This window comes from Cryobacterium sp. Hh38, from assembly GCF_004403235.1.
Classification (GTDB): Bacteria; Actinomycetota; Actinomycetes; order Actinomycetales; family Microbacteriaceae; genus Cryobacterium; species Cryobacterium levicorallinum.
On the sequence record NZ_SOHD01000046.1, the window covers coordinates 172935 to 192537 of the forward strand.

Annotated in this window: 17 protein-coding genes; 7 read left to right on the top strand and 10 right to left on the bottom strand. The window is 66.7% G+C overall.

Annotated elements, in window-relative coordinates:
* Positions 1–13: 13 nt before the first annotated feature.
* The 3 genes from E3T41_RS17110 to E3T41_RS17120 form a co-directional block, all read right to left on the bottom strand.
* Complete coding sequence (locus E3T41_RS17110; RefSeq protein ID WP_092451344.1) at positions 14–1276, bottom strand: regulator; 1263 nt, start codon at positions 1274–1276, stop codon at positions 14–16.
* Complete coding sequence (locus E3T41_RS17115) at positions 1276–1905, bottom strand: hypothetical protein (protein WP_092451345.1); 630 nt, start codon at positions 1903–1905, stop codon at positions 1276–1278. The genes E3T41_RS17110 and E3T41_RS17115 overlap by 1 nt, the downstream gene beginning before the upstream one ends.
* Before the next feature lie 83 nt (positions 1906–1988).
* On the bottom strand, positions 1989–2588 hold the full coding sequence (locus E3T41_RS17120) for a hypothetical protein (RefSeq protein ID WP_092451347.1): 600 nt from the start codon (positions 2586–2588) through the stop codon (positions 1989–1991).
* Between the two features lie 130 nt (positions 2589–2718).
* On the opposite strand from E3T41_RS17120, the gene E3T41_RS17125 reads away from it, so the two are divergent.
* Complete coding sequence (locus E3T41_RS17125; protein ID WP_092451349.1) at positions 2719–3159, top strand: Rv3235 family protein; 441 nt, start codon at positions 2719–2721, stop codon at positions 3157–3159.
* 31 nt (positions 3160–3190) lie between these two features.
* Here E3T41_RS17125 and secA read toward each other — a convergent pair whose 3' ends face one another.
* From secA to mtrA, 6 genes are all read right to left on the bottom strand, one after another.
* A complete protein-coding gene (gene secA / locus E3T41_RS17130) occupies positions 3191–5998 on the bottom strand; it encodes a preprotein translocase subunit SecA (protein ID WP_092451351.1) in 2808 nt (935 codons plus the stop codon).
* A gap of 140 nt (positions 5999–6138) precedes the next feature.
* Entirely contained in the window at positions 6139–6843 is a 705-nt protein-coding gene (hpf, locus tag E3T41_RS17135; protein WP_092451353.1) for a ribosome hibernation-promoting factor, HPF/YfiA family, read from the bottom strand.
* 122 nt (positions 6844–6965) lie between these two features.
* Positions 6966–7556 (bottom strand): ComF family protein, encoded by a 591-nt coding sequence (locus E3T41_RS17140; RefSeq protein WP_134479457.1) that lies wholly within the window; start codon positions 7554–7556, stop codon positions 6966–6968.
* Positions 7557–7893: 337 nt separating this feature from the next.
* On the bottom strand, positions 7894–9606 hold the full coding sequence (locus E3T41_RS17145; RefSeq protein ID WP_092451357.1) for an LpqB family beta-propeller domain-containing protein: 1713 nt from the start codon (positions 9604–9606) through the stop codon (positions 7894–7896).
* A complete protein-coding gene (mtrB, locus tag E3T41_RS17150; protein ID WP_092451359.1) occupies positions 9599–11236 on the bottom strand; it encodes an MtrAB system histidine kinase MtrB in 1638 nt (545 codons plus the stop codon). Before mtrB ends, E3T41_RS17145 begins: the two co-directional genes overlap by 8 nt.
* Positions 11237–11281: 45 nt before the next feature.
* Positions 11282–11962, bottom strand: coding sequence for an MtrAB system response regulator MtrA (mtrA, locus tag E3T41_RS17155; RefSeq protein ID WP_092451361.1), 681 nt, complete (start codon positions 11960–11962; stop codon positions 11282–11284).
* 154 nt (positions 11963–12116) lie between these two features.
* Here mtrA and E3T41_RS17160 point away from each other — a divergent pair, with 154 nt between their 5' ends.
* From E3T41_RS17160 to E3T41_RS17180, 5 genes are read left to right on the top strand one after another with little or no spacing between them, the layout of a single operon-like run.
* The gene (locus E3T41_RS17160; protein ID WP_134479458.1) at positions 12117–13238 is read left to right on the top strand and encodes a hypothetical protein; all 1122 of its coding nucleotides are present in this window, start codon (positions 12117–12119) and stop codon (positions 13236–13238) included.
* A complete protein-coding gene (locus E3T41_RS17165) occupies positions 13235–13894 on the top strand; it encodes a DUF4129 domain-containing protein (protein WP_134479459.1) in 660 nt (219 codons plus the stop codon). The genes E3T41_RS17160 and E3T41_RS17165 overlap by 4 nt, the downstream gene beginning before the upstream one ends.
* Positions 13891–15126 carry a DUF4350 domain-containing protein gene (locus tag E3T41_RS17170; RefSeq protein ID WP_092451363.1) on the top strand — a complete coding sequence of 412 codons (1236 nt, stop codon included), beginning with the start codon at positions 13891–13893 and terminating at the stop codon, positions 15124–15126. The genes E3T41_RS17165 and E3T41_RS17170 overlap by 4 nt, the downstream gene beginning before the upstream one ends.
* Positions 15123–16118 carry a MoxR family ATPase gene (locus E3T41_RS17175; RefSeq protein WP_134479460.1) on the top strand — a complete coding sequence of 332 codons (996 nt, stop codon included), beginning with the start codon at positions 15123–15125 and terminating at the stop codon, positions 16116–16118. The genes E3T41_RS17170 and E3T41_RS17175 overlap by 4 nt, the downstream gene beginning before the upstream one ends.
* Before the next feature lie 2 nt (positions 16119–16120).
* Positions 16121–17428, top strand: a complete 1308-nt coding sequence (locus E3T41_RS17180) for a DUF58 domain-containing protein (protein ID WP_092451367.1) — start codon at positions 16121–16123, stop codon at positions 17426–17428.
* 1 nt (position 17429) lies between these two features.
* On the opposite strand, the gene E3T41_RS17185 is transcribed toward E3T41_RS17180, so the two are convergent.
* Entirely contained in the window at positions 17430–18425 is a 996-nt protein-coding gene (locus tag E3T41_RS17185; RefSeq protein WP_104132790.1) for a stage II sporulation protein M, read from the bottom strand.
* 17 nt (positions 18426–18442) lie between these two features.
* Between E3T41_RS17185 and E3T41_RS17190 the strand changes: the two genes are divergently transcribed.
* Positions 18443–19303, top strand: a complete 861-nt coding sequence (locus tag E3T41_RS17190) for an RDD family protein (RefSeq protein WP_134479461.1) — start codon at positions 18443–18445, stop codon at positions 19301–19303.
* Positions 19304–19603: the final 300 nt, after the last annotated feature.

A 19603-nucleotide genomic window follows, 5' to 3' on the forward strand; every position in this document is an offset into this window, starting at 1 on the left:
AGTACTGGTCAGATCAGATCGCCGGGGCGGCCTTGCGGCCAGGCCAACGCACTCGCCGCGGCACCCGCTCGGTTTGGCCGACGGCAACGACGATCAGCTCATCGAGCACAAATCGACGGATGCTGACGCGCGCCGGGGATTTCGGCGCCCCGTCCCGCAGGGTGTGGCCGGTCAGTACTGCGGTATCGAGCGCGACCTGGTCGTGCGGCACCAGAACGGCGGAGTCGATGTTGCCGAGCAGCTTGAGGGTTCTCAGGACCTGGCCACGCGGATTGAGCCCCAGGGCGCTCGCCCGCACCTGATTGATCACAACACTCACGGCATGGCCGGTCGTGACCTCGGCGAGGTCCACCCAGGACCGCAAAAACCGCGCCATGCCGATCGGGTCGGCCAGTCCGCAGGCGACGACGTGGTCGGCCATCCGCAGCGCGGTCACCGTGGCCGCGTTGCGGCGCGGTGCCAGCAGATCGCTGCTCAATTCCTCGTCGCTCTCCAGATTGAATCCGGTGTCCAGCACCACGTAATCCACCCAGTGTCGCAGCGCATCGATCGTGCGGGTGACCCGCTCGGTCGACAGTTCCGGCCAGCGAGACGGCCGGCCGAGACCGGTCAACACCCAGAAGGCGCCCTTCGGGGAGTTGTAGCGCTGGGCGATGCGCTCGAGTTCTGACCGGTTCAGGCTGTCGCTGCCGGCCAGGCGGCAGGCGGCGGCAAAGCCGGGAGCCTCGTCGAGCATGCCGAGCCGCGGCGCGATCGACGCGCCGTAGGTGTCGACGTCGGCCAGCACCACGGTGTGGCCGGCCGCGGCAATTTCGGCTGCAATGTTAATGGCGAGCGTGGTACGCCCGGGCGCCCCGGACGGGCCCCACACCGCGATGACGGAGCCAGCACTCAGCGCGCCGCCGGTGAAGTGCCGATCCCCGACGCGCAGCGGCACCACCACGCCCGAGACGAGCAGGTCTTCGATCTCCGCCCAGTCACAGGGCAGGGCCACGGTTTCGTACAGGCCGAGCGAGCCTGCGTGCCGACGTTCCTGTTCCGATGCGGCGATGGCGACGACCCGAATGCCCCGCTCATCGCAGGCGGCGATCAGCTGGCCGGTCAGAGACTCCCGCCGACCACTGACCACGACGACGTGCGGCTGCCCGTGCGACAGCGATTCCAGAAAATCCCGGGCGGTATCCACGCGCGTCACCACACTGTGCCCGCACTCGATGATGTCGGCCAGCATGCGCTGCTCGGTCGCTCGGTCCAGCACGAGCGCGATCCGGGCCATCAGGGAACCACGGGGGTATTGACCGGTACGATCGCGAGGGCATCACCGTTCATGATCGCTTCGAGCACGTCGGCGACGTTCGCCTTGGGCACGAGCAATTCCACGGATTGACCATTGTCTGCGGCGATGATGCCGGTCGGGATCACGATCCGCACCACGACAGCCTGCGCCACGAGAATCGTCGGCGGCGCGTATTCGCCCGGCCCGGTCGCCCGCGCCGACCAGATGTCCACCACCGAACCGGACACGACCCTGGCTGCCAACCGGCCGGGAACGTCTACGACGACACTCGTCGTCAGCTCTCCGGCTGCTGCTCCGACCGCGGAGCGCGCCACGAGTTCCCCGGCCAGAATGGTCTGGGTGACCAGCAAGCCCGGCTCGACCGTGGGCGACAGATAGAGGTCGGCGGCTCCGCCCAGCCGTACCCGGGTTTCAACGAGGTCGGTCTTCGTAAGGCGATCGCCGACGGTGAGCGTGTGGCGTGCGGTGTAGACCGCCGTGGTGCGGTCGCTGCCGGCGACGATCGCGCTCACGCCAGCAATCGACGCGGCGACGAGCACGAGGCCGATGACGAATCGGGGGTCTACCCAGAAGCGGCGGCGCGTACGTGTGGAACCGGGTGACATCATCCGCTACCTCGCTTGTTTGGAAGGATTCGCTCTTATCGTGGCCCACTGTGCCGCCCGGTGAAAAAGTTCTCCACAGGGCAGCGTCATTTCAGCCGGATGACATGGATCTGCCAGATCGGCACGATGCGGTAGTGAGCGATTTCGGGGCCACGGCGCAACGTTCCGAGCGGATGCACCGCCAGATCAATGTGGTCCCGCGCCACCCGGTCGATGGTTCCGGCCACCACACCGGCCCGGGTGTCCAACTCCACGGCGCGCCGGCGACGGCACAGGTTGCGCAGGACGAACGGCAGTCCGACCCGTTCGATTCCCCGACCGGTCGCTGCCGATTCCACGGCCAACGACGCCCTGATCTGTTCCTCGTCGAGCAAGACTGCGGCGATGGCCGCGAGCGGGACCACGCACTGGCCGCGAGCGCTCTCGGAATCGAGCAGGTCGGCCGCAAGCCAGTCCCGGCCCAGCGCGGTCGGACGCAGGGCGAGCGTTTGGCCCGACACGAGCACCACGCGCAGCCGCAGGGCGCTGCCGAGGCTCGCGGACCGCACCACGTTGCTCAACCGGGTGCGCAGGGAGAGCTTCTCCAGACGCTCCCGTTCCTCGTGCAGGCACAGGTCAGCGACCTCGGCCTGCAGCTCGTAGTCGAGCTGCCCTTCCAGGTCGTCAAACAAATCATCCCAGCGCACACACCGAAAGTAGCCGAACCTGGGCGTTCTCGCTCACGTTGTCCACAGGCTCTTTAAGCCCTCGACAGTGCCGGAACAATGCTGCTTAGGTTTCCGCTATTCCAGCTCGTGCTCGACCTCAGGAGGCATCATGCCGTCACCCGGTAGCAGCGAATCGAATGCGCAGGCCCTTCGGCGGGAGCGAATCGAAGACGACGAGTTCTTCGGTCCTCAGCCCAGCACCCTGGCGGAGCTCCCCGATCCGGAACCGCTGCTTCGGGCCTTGGCGATCTGCGCCTTCGAGGTCATCGCCGGAGTCCGACAGATTGAACACCTTGCGAGCTGGGTGACCGACGACGTCTATGCCCATCTGCGCGTTCGAGCGTCAATCGCGGCGCGGGCGCGCGCCGTCACCGGCCAGGTTGCTGACCGCCCCCGGCTCGCCATCGGCCACGTCACCCAGGTGAAGCGCGACGCTGGAGGCCTGGACGCCGTCGTCGTCGTGTTCGAGCGGCACCGGAGCTATGCGGTCGCGATCTGTTTGGAGGGGATGGACCGGCGGTGGCGGGCCTCGGTCCTGGTCGTGCTGTAAAGCACGGCCCAAACCGAGAGCGCCCGAAACGCTACGTTGTTTTCTTACCCTGCGAGCGACGCTCCGCCCGGTTCGCTGGGGCAGCACCCTCGGTTTTCTGACCGAAGGCTCCACGCTGGGGCGGTCCGGCCGGCTCGGTCGGCTCGTCGTCGCTCGCCGCGACGGTGGCCGTGCGTCTGGCTCGATCGGTGGCGGCCTGCTGAATCTGACCGCGCTGGTTGCGCACCTCGACTCCACCCGAATCGCTCGGGGCGGTGTAGCTGAGCTTCTCCTCGGGGGAATCGGCCGGGGACAGCCCCTTGGCCGCGACGACCGGTCCGGCGACGGCTCCGGCTCCGGCCGTCACCTCGACGTCGAGGTTGAACAGGAACCCGACCGTTTCTTCGCGAATCTGTCCCATCATCTGCTGGAACATGGCGAAGCCTTCACGCTGGTACTCGACCAAAGGGTCGCGCTGAGCCATCGCGCGCAGACCGATGCCATCCTTCAGGTAATCCATCTCGTACAGGTGGTCGCGCCAGCGTCGGTCGATGACCGACAGCACCACGCGGCGTTCGAGCTCGCGCATGGCCGGAGAACCGAGGGACTCTTCCCGGCGGGTGTAGGCGAGCTTGGCGTCGGAGAGAATCTCGCGGCGCATGAAGTCGCGGTTGATCTTGCCCTTGTCGCCGGCCTCTGATACGACCTCGTCGATGGTCAGTCCCACCGGGTAGAGCGTCTTGAGCTCGGTCCACATGGCATCGAAGTCCCAGTCGTCGCCGTTGCCTTCGCCGGCGTGTACGTCGAGCACCTCGTCGATGACGTTGGTGAGGAAGGTCTGGGTGCGCTCGTGCAGGTCGTCACCCTCAAGGATGTGCCGGCGGTCGCCGTAGATCGCCTCGCGCTGGCGGTTGAGTACGTCGTCATACTTGAGCACGTTCTTGCGAATCTCGGCGTTGCGACCCTCGACCTGCGACTGGGCGCTGCGAATGGCCCGGCTGACGACCTTAGACTCGATAGCCATATCGTCGGGCACCCCCTGGCGCCCCATCAGTGCTTCGGCGGCGCCGGCGTTGAACAGGCGCATGAGGTCGTCGGTAAGGGAGAGGTAGAAGCGGCTTTCGCCCGGGTCGCCCTGGCGACCGCTGCGTCCGCGCAGCTGGTTGTCGATGCGACGGGACTCGTGCCGTTCGGTGCCGAGCACGTAAAGGCCACCGGCGGCGATGACCTTGTCGGCCTCTTCCGCCACGTCGGCCTTTACCGCGGTGAAGACGTCATCCCAGGCGAGTTCATACTCGTCGGGGGTCTCAATCGGGCTGAGGCCCTTCGCGTTCATCTCGGCGACGGCGATGAACTCGGCGTTGCCGCCGAGCATCACGTCGGTACCACGACCGGCCATGTTGGTGGCCACGGTCACCGAACCGAGGCGACCGGCCTGCGCGACGATCGCGGCCTCACGGGCGTGGTTCTTGGCGTTGAGCACCTCGTGCCGCACGCCCTTCTTGGCGAGCAGACGCGACAGGTATTCGCTCTTTTCAACGCTCGTGGTGCCGACCAGAACTGGCTGCCCGGCCGCATGGCGTTCGACGATGTCCTCGACGACCTGACGAAACTTGGACTCTTCGTTCTTGTAGATCAGATCGGACTGGTCGAGGCGCTTCATCGGTTTGTTGGTGGGGATGGCCACCACGCCGAGCTTGTAGGTGCTCATGAACTCGGCGGCCTCGGTCTCGGCTGTTCCGGTCATGCCGGAGATCTTGGAGTAGAGGCGGAAGTAGTTCTGCAGGGTGACCGTGGCCAGGGTCTGGTTCTCGGCCTTGACCGCGACGCCCTCCTTGGCTTCGATGGCCTGGTGGATGCCCTCGTTGTAGCGACGGCCCATCAGGATTCGGCCGGTGTGCTCATCCACGATGAGTACCTCGCCGTTCATCACGACGTAGTCCTTGTCCTTCTTGAACAGGGCGTTCGCCTTGATCGCGTTGTTCAGGAACGAGATCAGCGGGGTGTTGGCCGATTCGTACAGGTTGTCGATGCCGAGGTAATCCTCGACCTTTTCAATGCCGGGTTCGAGTACACCGATGGTGCGCTTCTTCTCGTCGACCTCGAAATCTTCGTCGGGGACCAGGCGCTTGGCCAGGCTGGCGAACTCGTTGAACCAGCGGTTGGCTTCGCCGGAAGCGGGTCCGGAGATGATCAGGGGCGTGCGTGCCTCGTCGATGAGAATCGAGTCGACCTCGTCGACGATGGCGAAGTAGTGACCGCGCTGCACCATGTCGCTGGACTGCCAGGCCATATTGTCGCGCAGGTAGTCGAAACCGAATTCATTGTTGGTGCCGTAGGTGATGTCGGCGGCATACATTTCCCGACGCGCAGCCGGCGTCTGGCCGGAGACGATGCATCCGGTCGTCATGCCGAGGGCGCGGAAGACGCGGCCCATAAGCTCGCTTTGGTAGCTCGCGAGGTAGTCGTTGACCGTGATGACGTGCACGCCGCGGCTGCTGATCGCATTGAGATAGGCGGCGGTGGTGGCGACCAGGGTCTTGCCCTCACCGGTCTTCATCTCGGCGATGTTTCCGAGGTGCAGTGCTGCCCCGCCCATCAGCTGTACGTCGAAGTGACGCAACCCGAGCGTGCGGGTGCTCGCCTCGCGCACGGCGGCGAACGCCTCGGGGAGCAGGTCATCGAGCGATTCGCCGTTGGAGTACCGTTCCCGCAGGGTGACGGTCTCATTTTTGAGCTCCTCGTCGGTGAGCTCGTGGAAGTCCTCTTCCAGCGCGTTGATGGCTTTCGCGTAGTTTTCCAGGCGGCGCAAAACGCGGCCTTCACCAACACGAAGAACCTTTTCAAGAATTGACGCCACGAATGTACTCCACTAGTCAAACGGTGCAGACACGCGCTGCGGAAGCTCGATTGAACTGCTCCCGCAGCGCCTGCCTGCGCCTCTCGTCTGGCAGATGCCAGAGCGCCGACCTGGTCGGCAACTAAGACAATGCTAGTTGGTCAGTTGGCACGCCCGCTGGCAACGGGCACAGCCTCGTGCAACTCACTGACGGCACTATCGAGTTCGATGACTCCATAGTCCCAGCCCTTGCGGCGGTAGACCACGCTCGGACGCTCGGTTTCGATATCCTGGAACAGGTAGAAGTCGTGCCCGACCAGCTCCATGAAGTAGAGTGCATCGTCGACCGACATGGGCGCAGCGGCGAAGACCTTGCGACGGATGACGACGGGGCAGTACTCTTCCTCGTCCGCGACGGCGGGGGCATCCGCTTGCACGATGGGAATCGCGCCGGTGCGCACCCGCTCGAGCGTTTCGGGGTTGGCCGGCGTGATGTCGATGACGCTGAACCCGACCGCGGACGCCTCGTGCAGCGAGGTGGGGCGGTGGGCTCCACCGCGGTGCACCTTCTTGCGGTCCTTGGCGCGGCGAACACGCTCGAGTAAACGGCCGAGCGCCACGTCGAAGGCAGCGTACTTGTCGGATCCGTCCGCTTCGGCCCGAACGAGCGGACCCTTACCGATCAGGGTGAGTTCAACCCGGTCGTTGCCGACGGCTGCACCGTTCTTCTCGTGGTGGCGGCTGACCTTGATTTCGAGTGCGAGGGCCTTATCCGCGAGGAGGGCGATTTTCTCGGCCTTCTCCGTCGCATAATCCCGGAAGCGATCAGTGATCCCAAGGTTGCGTCCGACGATGTTAGTTTCCATGACGACCTCCAGTTTGGCGGACCGCCCTCAAACCGGGCGATCATTGCGCGCCTTTGACTCCACCGTAGCCGGGGCGATGGGATAAGTCACAGTATTTGTTAACCAGTTTGTGCGACGGGTCGTTATCGCGGCAGCAGACGCCGTGTCTCCGCCAATGTGGCCAGGCCAACAACGGTGCCGCCCGCAGCGAACACGGCACGGCGCGCCTCGAGGAGCGTGGCGCCGGTGGTCACGATATCGTCGACCAGGATTACAGCGACTCCGCTGAGTGGATGTCGCGCGATGAGGCTGTGGTCTTTGTTCGCGGCGCGCTCGGCACGGCCCAGACCGACCTGGTCGCTGACCACGCCGCGCTGGGCGAGCAACGGGGCCGGGTGGAGGCCAGCGCGATGCAGCAGTGCATCGACCGGATGGTAGCCGCGGGCCCGCCAGGCCCGGCGTGAGGAGGGGATGGTCACGAGCTCGATTCCGGCCGGGCCCGGCGCGACCCGGCTGAGTGCGGGCCGGCTCGGTGCGGGCCGGCTCGGTGCGGGCCGGCTCGGTGCGGCGGCGAGCGCTGCCACGATGGCTGCTCGCAGCGGTGCGGCCAGCGCCGCGGCGGCATCCGTTCGCCCATTGTCTTTGTAGGCAGCGATCACGTGGCGGGCCACACCCTCGTAGGTGAGCGCCGACCAGATGCGCACGTCGTCGCGGGTGACCGGGTGTNCGCCCATTGTCTTTGTAGGCAGCGATCACGTGGCGGGCCACACCCTCGTAGGTGAGCGCCGACCAGATGCGCACGTCGTCGCGGGTGACCGGGTGTACGGCCGGGAGCAGCGCCAGCCGGCAGGCCGCGCACAGGGCACGGTCAGCGGCTCCACAGCCGCTGCAGGAAGTGGGCAGCAGCGCCGCCCAGGCGTCCAGTGCCGCAGCGGTCAGATGATCACGCAGCCGGTGGCTCATGGCGCCAGTGTGCCCGATGCTGCGGTGCGGATGGGCGCGAGCGGGCGGGTGGCGGACAGCCGCGCCCGGACGCCGCCGGTGGAGGAGTCGGCCGGCTTCAGCGCGCGCTCAGCGGCCGAGACCCTGCTGGGTGGCGAGCAGCGTCACGTCGTCGATGCGGGCCTGCCAGCCCGCTCCGCGTTGCACCTCGAGGCTACCGGTGTCGGTGAGGGCACGCAGGTCGCGCACCGAGTTGCTGCCGACGATGAACCGGCTGCTCGCGGGCGACTCCAGGGTGGAGCTGACGCCACCGAGCTGTTGTATGACGATACGGGACTCGCCGTTCGGCAGGGCACTGAGCGAGGCGACGGTCAATTCGTCGATCCAGGTCGCATCGAGGCCGACCCCTCCGCCTCCGGCCAGCAGTACCGGCGGTCCGATGTCGGTGGGAACCGACCCGTCACGAATGATCGACGCGACCACGAATCGGGTTTCGGATCCGGTGCCGAGCAGGGCGATCAGCCGGGAGCCGTCGCGGGAGATTTTCAGGGCGGTAATCGACGTCGCCTCCGGCCAGGGTGTTGGCAACACTGTCGCTTCTCCCGTTGGGCTGTAGACGACCAGCGCGCTCGGGTCGTTCGACGGCACCGACCAGACGAAGCGGTCGTTGTCGCTGGACGGCGCGAGCAGGCCCGGGCGAGAATCGAGCAGCTCGGGGTCGTCGCCGGCGCGCACGACGTAGACTCCGTCGGCGGCGAGAACCGCAGCTGTTCCCTGGCCGGACGAGAGCGTCACCGCGGTGGGGGCCAGCTGGGCGATGGTCGCCGACAGCCCGTCGAGCGGGGTGATGCTTTGCCCGGTTGCGGCGAGAAAGCCGAATTCACCGCCGCGCAAGACGAGCGCGCGGGCGTCGACGCGCGGGTCCACCGTGGGAGCCCCCGACTGCAGGTCGTCGATGGACTGGGAGTTCTGGTCGATCGTGATGTCAACGGACAGGCCAGCTGGCAGGCTGGCCACGAGCTGCGCCTTCATGCGCTGCAGGGTTTGCCGATCGGCGTTGAGCGCCTCGCTGTTCAGATCGACCATGGCCTGGCGCCCCACAACCTGTACCGCGTCAGCGGTGAGTTTGGACCCGGCCGGGAACGCCGTGGCGACCGCGCCATCCAGCCAGGCGCTCGGCCCGCCGAGCACGGCGTTGACCAGTTTGGTGGGGGCGGATGCTCCGCGCGGAAACCAGCGCAGGTCCGGCACCAGATAGCGAAACCCTGGGTCGTAGAAGTACACCGGCTGAGCGCTGAACACATCGTTGAAGGTATTTTCGTCAATGACGGTGCCGTTGGGGGCCGCACTAATGCGCCACTGATCACCGACCTTCGCAAATTCGTAGCGCAACGGAACCGGGGTGGCGTCGACCTCGCGGTATTCGCCGGACACGTCCACCTCGGCGATCGGCGTGATGGCCACGAGCGTTGTGCCCTCGTCGACGACCGTCAGTGTGCGCCCGGAGCCATTGTCGACCGTGACTCCGACGGTGGGGTCCCAGACTGAACCGAACTGCGGAACGAGAAATTGGCGAGCAATGTCGTAGTTGTTCTCCGGGCTCGAGGAAGCATCGATGAACCCGCGCAGAATGGAATCCGTTGATGCGTCCTTCTGCGGCAGCGCCGGGAGAAAAACCGGAGCCGGATTGGCGTCGGGGACGAGGTCCGTTCCGGCGTGCACCACCCCGTCGCGGGGGATGCCGGTGCAGCCGCCCAGGCCGACGGCCAGCGCGATAGCGACGAGCCCGGCCGGTACAACGCGGCCGACCCAGCCGCGCCACGGCGAATGGTGGTTATGCATGCGGGCCTCCGCCCAGAACGGGAACGTGCCCGGACTCGCCGAGCTGGTCCGTGGCGTCGGCGGGTGGCAGCGGTAGGGGCGAGGATTCGAGCAGGCCCTGGGCGGTGCGGGGCAGGGTCAGCCGAAAGCAGGAACCCTCGCCGGGACGGGACCAGACCTGCAGCCATCCGTTGTGCACGCTCGCGTCTTCCCGCGAGATCGCCAGCCCCAGGCCGGTGCCGCCGATCGTGCGCTGACGGGACGGGTCAGCGCGCCAGAACCGGTCGAAGACGTGCGCGACTTCAGCCTGGCTCATGCCCAGGCCGTAATCGCGCACGGCGAGCGCGACTGCCTTCGCGTCGCTGTCGACCGACACCATGACCGGTTTGCCCTCACCGTGCTCGATAGCGTTGCCGATGAGGTTGTGCAGCACCCGACGGATGCGTCGCGGATCGACGTCGGCGTTGAGGTACCCGCCCGGCGCCACCAGCCGTAGGTCGCTGCCCTTGGATTCGGCCAGGGATCGCAGGCTGTCGATGGCGTCCTCGGCGAGATAAACCAGGTTCGTCGGTTCGCTCTCCAGCTCAACAGAGCCGGCGTCGTAGCGGCTGATTTCGAGCAGGTCGCTCAGCAGCAGCTCAAACCGCTCCACCTGGGTGTGCAGCAGCTCGGCCGTGCGCCCGGTCGCCGGCGGAAAACTCGCCCGCTGGTCGTAGAGCACATCACCGGCCAAGCGGATGGTCGTCAGCGGCGTGCGCAGTTCGTGCGAGACATCCGAGACAAAACGTTGTTGCACCTCGGACAGGTCGGCGAGTTCACGAATCTGACTTTGCAGGCTGTCGGCCATTCCGTTGAATGATCGTGCGAGCGTGGCGATGACGTCTTCGCCCTTCTCCGGGATGCGCACCATGAGATCGCCGGAGGCCAGTTTCTGGCTGGTTTCGGCGGCGACCCGCAGCGGTGTGACGACGAAACGAACGACAATCCAGGTCACGGCCCCGATCAGCAGCACGAGGGCGACACCGGCGACGCCGAGCGTCTGCTGCACGAAGAGCAGCGTCGCTTCGGCGTCTTGCAGGCTGTACGCGATGTAGAGCTCGTAGCGGCCCGCGACCGGAACGGTGATCTGCGACCCCACGACGATGCCGGGGACGGTCGCGGTCTCGCCAGTCAGAGTGACCGATTGCCAGAATTGCTCACCGTTGTTGCCTTGGACCTGGGTGCGCAGGTCGGCGCCGATCACCCCGGTGGACTGCCCGAACGTCGAGGAGTCCTGCGGCGCAACTGTCGACGATTCCTGGCCGGGCACGCGAAGCACGGCGACCAGCCGGCTCGATGACGTCGTGGAGATGGAGGTTCGAGCGGAACTGAGCAGGTTCTGGACCTGAACCCGGTCCGTGGCATCCGAGGCATCAAATAGGCTCTGCGCGGCGCTCGTCGCCCGGTTGGAATCGAGCAGCACCTGGCTGAGCCGGGACTGAAACAGGTCATTGCCGATGCTGACCGACATATAAACGCCGACGACGAGGATGGCCAGCCCGGAGAAGGCGACCGAAATGGTCACCGTACGAAACTGCAGGGAGGATCGCCACGACGAACGCAGCAGACGCGGCCAGTTGCGCGGTCTGCTCCAATAGGTCAATTGCGGCATGGGGAGCCGCACCGGTTCTGCTGTTGCCTGACGTTCATGGTGGGGCTAGCTGACGACACCGGCACGGTAGCCGACGCCGCGCACCGTCATGACAATTTTCGGATTGTCCGGGTCGTGCTCGACCTTGGCGCGCAGTCGTTGCACGTGCACGTTCACCAGCCGGGTGTCAGCCTTGTAGTGGTAACCCCAGACCTGCTCCAACAGCATCTCCCGGGTGAACACCTGTTGCGGTTTGGAGGCGAGGGCCAGCAGCAGGTCGAATTCGAGCGGGGTGAGGTTGATCGAAGCATCGCCGCGGGTGACTTCATGGCCGACTGCGTTCACGACGAGGTCGCCGATGTGCAGGCTGAGCGCACCGTCGACAGCTGGCGGACGCAGGCGGGTGCGAATACGGGCGACGAGTTCCTTGGGATTGAACGGCTTGACCATGTAGTCGTCGGCACCGGATTCGAGCCCCTTGACCACATCAGTGGTGTCGGAGCGGGCCGTGAGCATGATGATGGGCACGCCGGATTCGGCCCGGATCAGGCGGCACACTTCGATGCCGTCGAGGCCGGGCAGCATGAGGTCGAGCAGCACCAGGTCGGGCTTCTCGGTGCGAAAAATGTCGAGGGCGAGTGATCCGTCGGCGCAGTAGCCCGGGGTGAAGCCTTCGCCCTGCAAAACGATACCGATCATCTCGGACAGGGCGGTGTCGTCATCGACAACCAAAATGCGTGAGGTCATGGGTCTCCTTCCAGAACAAGGTCAGGTGTGTTCTGATGATGCGCGGGGCAGATTGCCCGATGAGTAGGACAAAGTCTGGCATAAGAGTAGCCGAGACCGCTGACAGAGTGGTCGCGCGGGCGTTTCTTCGAGCGACCTGTGCCAGCATGGAATGGTGACCGACCACTGGCAAGCCCCCGACTCCCCGGTTCCGCCCCAATACGGGGAGTTTGCCACGCCGACACCCTCCTACCAGGGCCCCCGTCCGGGACACGGCTGGGCGCCGCCGCCCAAGCCCGGGTTGATCCCGCTGCGACCGATCGGTCTCGGCACCCTGCTCGGGGCATCCTTTCAGGTGTTGCGTCGAAACCCCAAGGCGACGTTCGGCAGCGGCCTGATCATTCAGGCGGCCATCATGCTGGTCACCGTGCTGGTTGTCGGCCTGGTCACGCTGTGGGCGTTCGACCGGATCGACAGCGCCCCGCTCGACCAGCAGGACGCCGTCGCGGCCGGCTCAGTGCTGACCGGCGTCCTCTCGGCCATTATTCCGCTGGCCCTGACCGTGATCGCCTCGGCACTGTTGCAGGCCATCATTGTGGTCGAGGTGGCCCGCGCGACCCTCGGCGAAAAGCAGCGACTCAGCGCTCTGTGGCGGCGAGCGGCGACCCGCCTCTGGCCACTGGCGCTGTGGACCCTCCTCATTACCGGCGCGCTGCTGCTCGGCGTCGCCGTGGTTGCCGGCATCGTCGTGCTGCTGGTCGCCGTCGGCGGTGTCGCGGGCATCGTCGCCGGGGTTCTGGTCGGCGTCTTTGGCGGGCTGCTGCTCGCTGCGGCGAGCTTCTATTTCTATACCAAGACCAGTGTGGTGCCGAGCCTGATCGTGCTCGAAAATTTGGGCGTGCGGGCATCCGTTATTCGGTCATGGTCGCTCACTCGCGGCTATTTCTGGCGCACGCTCGGCGTGCTGCTGCTGGTCACCCTGATCGTGCAGGTCATCAGCCAGGTCGTCAGCCTTCCAGTCTCGCTCGTACTCGGCTTCGGAACCGTGCTGGTCGACCCCAACGGTGTCTTTGCCTTTGAATCGTCGATCGTGACGCTCGTGGTCACCTTGATCGTTGCCATCCCCATTGCGGCCGTGGCCGCGGTCGTGCAGTCGGCGGCCGTCGCGCTGATTTACCTCGACCTGCGCATGCGCAAAGAGGGCCTCGATTTGGAACTCGCACGCTACGTGGAGTCGGCGGCGCAGGGCTTCGACGTGCCGGACCCCTATCTGGTCACCGGGCACCCGGCGCCATGACCGTGGCCGTGGTGCTGCTCATCGGCGCGGTCGGTGTCCCGGTTGATCCCGACGCACCGGATGCCCGCAGCTGGCTGCGCGAGGAACTCGCCAAGGCACAGTACACCGCGGCCAGGCCGACCTGGTTCGATCGTGTCGCGCAGACTTTTCTGGACTGGCTGCAGTCGCTGACGTTGCCGTCCGGTGGCGGCGCCAGCTGGTTGCCGGTGCTCGCGACCCTGGTCGTGATCGCGGCGATCGTGGCCAGCTGGCTGGTGTTCGGGGCTCCGAAACTGGCTCTCCGGCGGCGGATCAGCAGCGAATTGTTCGGCGCCGTCGACCAGCGCAGCAGCGCCGAGATGCGCACGGCGGCCTCTCGAGCTGCCAGCGTGGGCGACTGGAGCCTCGCCTGTGAAGAGATTTTTCGCGCCGTGGCCCGCGGTCTCGCGGAGCGCACCGTGCTGACGGTCACCCCCGGCACGACCGCGCACGATTTCGCAGCGCAGGCCGGGCTGGCATTCCCCCAGTCCGGCGCTGCCCTCTCGAGCGCCGCTGACATTTTCGACCGCGTGCGCTACCTCGAGCAGGCCGGCACGGCGGCGGAGTATCGCGCCCTCACGGAGCTGGACGCCGAGCTCGGCGCGGCATCGCCCGCGCCGCTGGCTGGAGTGCTGTGAGCGCGCCCGTGATCGTTGGTGAAACGGATGTCGCCACTCCGACCCTGCGCGCCCAGCTGCGCCGTTCCTCATTCTGGATCATCGCCGGTGCCGGCATCATCGTGGTCGCGATCGTCGCCGTGCTCGTGTCGGGCGGCGCCAACGTCGCCGGCCGCGCGCTGGCCGGGGACAACCCCGCTCCGGCCGGTTCGATGGCCCTGGTCGAGGTGCTGCGCCAGCAGGGCGTCACCGTGACACTGGCCGATTCCCTGGCCGAGGTACGAAGCCTGGCCGAAACGGATTCAACCGTTCTGCTCTACGACGAAAGCAGCTATCTGGTCGATTCCCAGCTGGCCCAGCTGACCCGGCTGGCCGCGCGCACCGTTGTCGTGGCGCCGGACTTTCTCGCCCTGCAGTCGCTCGCTCCGACCGTCGGTTTCGGCGGGGTGTCCGGCGCGGAATCGCTCGTCGCCGACTGCACCCTACCGGCCGCTAACCGTGCCGAAGAGCTGATTCCCGGCGGCGACACGCTGTCCCTTCCGGCCGATTCCCCGCTGATGGGCTGTTTTCCGAGCGGCGACAACACATTCTCGGTGGTCGCCAACGATCGAGCCACACTGGTCGCCGACCTGCGGGTGTTCAACAACGAGAACGTGGCCGGCTACGGCAACGCGGCGTTGGCCCTCGGCCTGCTCGGCCAGAGTGACTCCCTGATCTGGTACCTGCCGACGCTCGCCGACCTGCCCCGCACCGGGCCGCCCTCGCTCGCCGCGCTGACGCCCGGCTGGGTGACCCCGGTGCTGCTGCTGTTCGGGCTCACCGCCGTGGCCGCCGCCTTCTGGCGGGGACGGCGATTTGGGCCGCTCGTGGCCGAGAATCTGCCGGTCACGGTGAAAGCGAGCGAGACCATGGAGGGTCGGGCCCGGCTCTATGCCCGCGGCAATGCCCGGCTGCGCGCCCTCGATGCGCTTCGAATCGGGGCGGTGCAGCGACTCGCCAGCACCGTCGGGCTCGGGCATGTCGCCGCGTTGGAGGAGATCATGCTCACCGTTGCCGGGATCACCGGGCGTACCCAGGCCGAGGTTCGAAGCCTGCTCGTCGAGGCTGTTCCCACCAGCGATGCCCAACTTCTGGCGTTGTCGGACGCGCTGCAGGCTCTGGAATGCGCGGCCAGCCGGGCTGTCGCTGCGGGAGTGGCGGCATCCGTTTCACAACAGTCTTTAACCGATCCAGCCGAAAGAATGGAACCATGACGATTCCCACCACGCCTACCCAACTGCCGGTCGCCGATGAGGCAGCAGCCCTGCGCGCGTCGCTCAACCGAGTGCGCGCCGAGGTCGGCAAGGCCGTCGTCGGCCAGGACGGCGCGGTGACCGGGCTGATCATCGCCCTGCTCGCCCGCGGCCATGTGCTGCTCGAGGGCGTGCCGGGGGTGGCCAAGACGCTGCTCGTGCGCACGCTCAGCCAGGCGCTGAGCCTCGATACCAAGCGCATCCAGTTCACGCCCGACCTGATGCCGGGCGATGTGACCGGGTCGCTCATCTATGACGCACGGGCCGGCGAGTTCGAGTTTCGGCGGGGGCCGGTGTTCACCAACATCATGCTCGCCGATGAAATCAACCGCACGCCGCCGAAGACCCAGTCGGCACTGCTCGAAGCGATGGAGGAACGTCAGGTCAGCGTCGACGGCGAGTCGCTCAAACTGCCGGAGCCGTTCATCGTGGCGGCAACCATGAACCCGATCGAGTACGAGGGCACGTACACGCTGCCCGAGGCCCAGCTCGACCGGTTTCTGCTCAAACTCGTGCTCGACGTGCCGCAGCGCACCGAGGAGATCGAGGTGCTGCGTCGCCACGCGGCCGGATTCAACCCGCGCGATCTGGCCGGTGCCGGCGTCACGGCGGTGCTGGGTGCGGCGGAACTCGCGGCGGCGCAGGCTGCGGTTTCTCGGGTCGGCTCGAGCGCGGATGTGCTCGCCTACCTCGTCGACCTGGCCCGCGCCACGCGCGTGAGCCCCTCGGTCAAACTCGGCGTGAGCCCGCGCGGAACGACCGCGTTGCTCGCGGCGGCCAAGGCGTGGGCTTGGCTGAGCGGGTATGACGCGATCACGCCCGATCACGTGCAGGCGATGGTGTTGCCGGTCTGGCGGCACCGTGTGCAGCTTCGACCCGAGGCCGAACTCGAGGGAGTCTCGGTCGATGCGATACTGCGCGGCGTGCTGCAGCAGGTTCAGGTTCCGATCTAACGATGACGATCAGCGGACGGTTCGTTGCACTCGTCGCTCTCGGCGTGGTGCCCATCGTGCTGCTCGGAAACACGGCGCCGGTCGCTTTCGGGCTGCTTTCAGCCTGGCTGCTGCTGGTGATCGTGCTCGGCGGCATCGACCTCGCTCTCGCCGCCTCGCCGCGCGCACTGACCGTCGAACGGATGCTGCCCGCCCGCGTACGACTCGGCGAATCGGTCACGAGCGGGCTCTACCTCAGCAATTCCGGCCGTCGACGCCTGGTCGGCGTGGTGCGCGACGCCTGGCAACCGTCGGCGGGTGCCAGCACCAACCGCACCCCGATCGAAATTCCGCCGGGAGAACGGCGCCTCGTCTCGCTCGTGCTCACGCCCTTTCGCCGGGGCGAACGTCGAACCCTGCAGGTGACGGTGCGCTCCCGCGGACCGCTGGGTCTCTGGAACCGTCAGGTGACCCTGAACGCGCCCGGGCGCATCCGGGTCCTACCGCCGTTTCACGCTCGCAAACACCTGCCGTCCCGCATCACCCGACTGAAGGAGCTCGACGGGCGTACCAGCGTGATGGTGCGCGGGCCGGGCACCGAATTCGACAGTCTGCGCGAATACGTGCGCGGTGACGACGTGCGCTCGATCGACTGGCGCGCCACCGCCCGGCGGAACGATGTGATGGTGCGCACCTGGCGGCCGGAACGGGATCGCCGCGTGGTCATTGTGCTCGACACCGGCCGCACCTCGGCGGCCCGGGTGAGCGACGAACCACGGCTGGACACCGCGTTCGAGGCCGCGCTGCTGCTCGCCGCCCTCGCCTCGGTCGCTGGCGACCGGGTGGACTTTCTCGCCTTCGACCGGCGGGTGCGCGGTCGGGTGCAGGGCGCCAGCGGGGCCGCGCTGCTGGCGCAGATGGTCGATTCCATGGCCCTGATCGACCCGGAACTGATCGAAATGGACTGGGCGGCGGTTCCCGCCCAGGTGCGTTCAATCACGAGCCAGCATGCCCTGATCGTGCTGCTGACCTCGATCGACGCTGCCGGCGCCTCGACCGGGCTGCTCTCGGTGCTGCCCCAGCTGACCAAACGGCACACGGTTGTGGTGGCATCCGTTCTCGACCCGGTCACCGTTCTCGCGGCCGGTGAGCGCGGTGGCCGCGACGAGATTTACCGGGCTGCGGCAGCTGAGCGGGCCTTGCTCGACGTGGCCCGCGTGTCGGCCGCGATCCGTCAGCTGGGAGCGGATGTTGTCACCGACTCACCCGCGCAGCTTCCGCCGGCCCTGGCCGACCGGTACATCGCGCTGAAGGCCGCCGGGCGGCTCTAACTCAGGCGCTGTAGATTCGGGTGCTTCCGGCTTCGAATTCGCCGAGGTCGCCGGTCTCGCCGGCCCGGAAGGCACGGCCACCGACGACGATCATATACGCCAGAAAGGCACCCAGAGCGACCGCTCCGATGCCAATCTTGACCGGCCACGGCCACGGCTGCGAGGTGACGAAGCCCTCAATAATGCCGGACACCAGCAGCACGAAAGCCAGACCAATGGCCACCGTGAATAGCGCCCGCCCGTCTTCGGCGAGGGCTTGCCCGCGGGTGCGTGCGCCGGGAGCGATCCAGGCCCAGAAGATCAGTAGCCCACCGGCCGCCGCCACAAAAATCGCAGTGAGTTCGAGCAGACCGTGCGGAGCGATATACAGAAAGAACACGTCACCCTTGTCATAGGCGAACATCACGGCCGCCGTGGTCCCGAGGTTCATCGCGTTCTGCAGAATAATGAACGGCACGTACACTCCGACGATGCCAAAAGCGATGCATTGCGCGGCGATCCAGGCGTTGTTGGTCCAGACCAACCCGGTAAAGGATGCCGCCGGGTTCGCCGAGTAATATCCCACGAAATCCTCATTCGCGATCTGCGCGAGTTGGGCATCCGTTCCCAGGTTGGCCAGCACCTGCGGATCGTTGAACGCCCACACGGCGTAAAGCGCGGCGACCGCGAACGTCACGACGGCAACGGCGAGGGTGAGCCAGCGCAGCCGGTACAGGGCCGCGGGAAGCTGAGCCAGGAAGAACCGGGGGATCTGCGCCAAAACATTGGCACTCACGCCGGTGAACCTCAGCCGCGCCCGCGACAGACCGACCGACAGCCGATCCCCCTCGAGGGTCGACCCGGCGGTGGACTTGATGGCGGAGAGTTGGGTGGCTCCAGCCTGATAACGCTCGATCAGCTCGTCCGCCTGGGCACCGGTCAGACGCCGACTGGCCCCGAGCTCGGTCAGGCGGTCCCAGTCGGCGCGATGCGCTGCCGTGTATGCGTCGAGATCCATCTGGTTCAATAGTAGACATGAGGGAGACCGCGCGTCCGTCTGATCGTGCCGAACATGACGATTTGGCGCGCGATGACGAGCTCGTGACCGGCGAGGCGGTTGCGCTCGACGTGCGGCCGGCCAGCGTCATTCTGCGCGCTGCCGGCTCGATCATCGACACGATCGCCTACGCAGCCCTGTATTTGCTCATTCTGCTGGCTTTCTTTGTGGCCTTCGCGGACAGCGCCGACCCGGCGCTCACCCAGGCTGTCGTGATCGCCGCGCTGGTCTTCTCTATTCTGGTCGTGCCCGTGCTAGTCGAAACTCTCACACAGGGCCGTTCGCTCGGCAAACTCGCCATTGGCGCCCGCATTGTGCGCGACGACGGCGGAGCGATCTCACTGCGGCACGCCTTCATCCGTTCCCTCACCGGCGTGCTTGAGATTGTGATGACCGTCGGCGGACTGGCCGCAACCGTGGCCCTCCTCAATGGCCGCTCCAAGCGGCTCGGCGACGTGCTTGCCGGCACCTACAGCCAGCACGAGCGCGTGCCGCGCAACCGCGAGGTCGTGCGACCACTCCCCTCAGAACTCCTGGTCTGGTCCCAGACCGTCGACATCGCCCGGCTGCCCGACCGCCTGTCCCGCCGCGTCGCCCAATACCTGCGCCAGTCACCACACCTCACTCCGCTCACGCGCGAGTACCTGGCTCAATCCCTGGCCGCCGAGGTCACTCCGTTCATCTCGCCATTGCCTGAAACTTCCACCGAGGACCTACTCGCTGGAGTCGCCGCAGTGCGCCGCGAACGCGAGTACACCGCGTTCCTCCTCGAACGTGAGCGTCTCGCCCGCCTGGCCCCGGTCTTGACCGGCCTCCCCCACGGCTTCCCCAACCGCTAGAGAACCACAGTGGCTGGTTTTCGAAGACCGCCTCGCACTGGTCCTGGCCATCCCAGCCGCAGACGAGTGGATCGGCGAGAAGGTCGCCATCCTCGCGCCGATTGGGCGCGTCGCAGCTGGACAAGCGCAGGAGACCCGCATCAGCGAAAAGCAACGGGCCACCCGCGTAGACGAATAGTCCTGGTAACGCACGTTAACGCAAAAAGGCCACCCTTTCGGGTGGCCTTTTTGTTTGTTTCTAAGTTAAGTCCGGCGGTGTCTTACTCTCCCACAGGGTCCCCCCTGCAGTACCATCAGCGC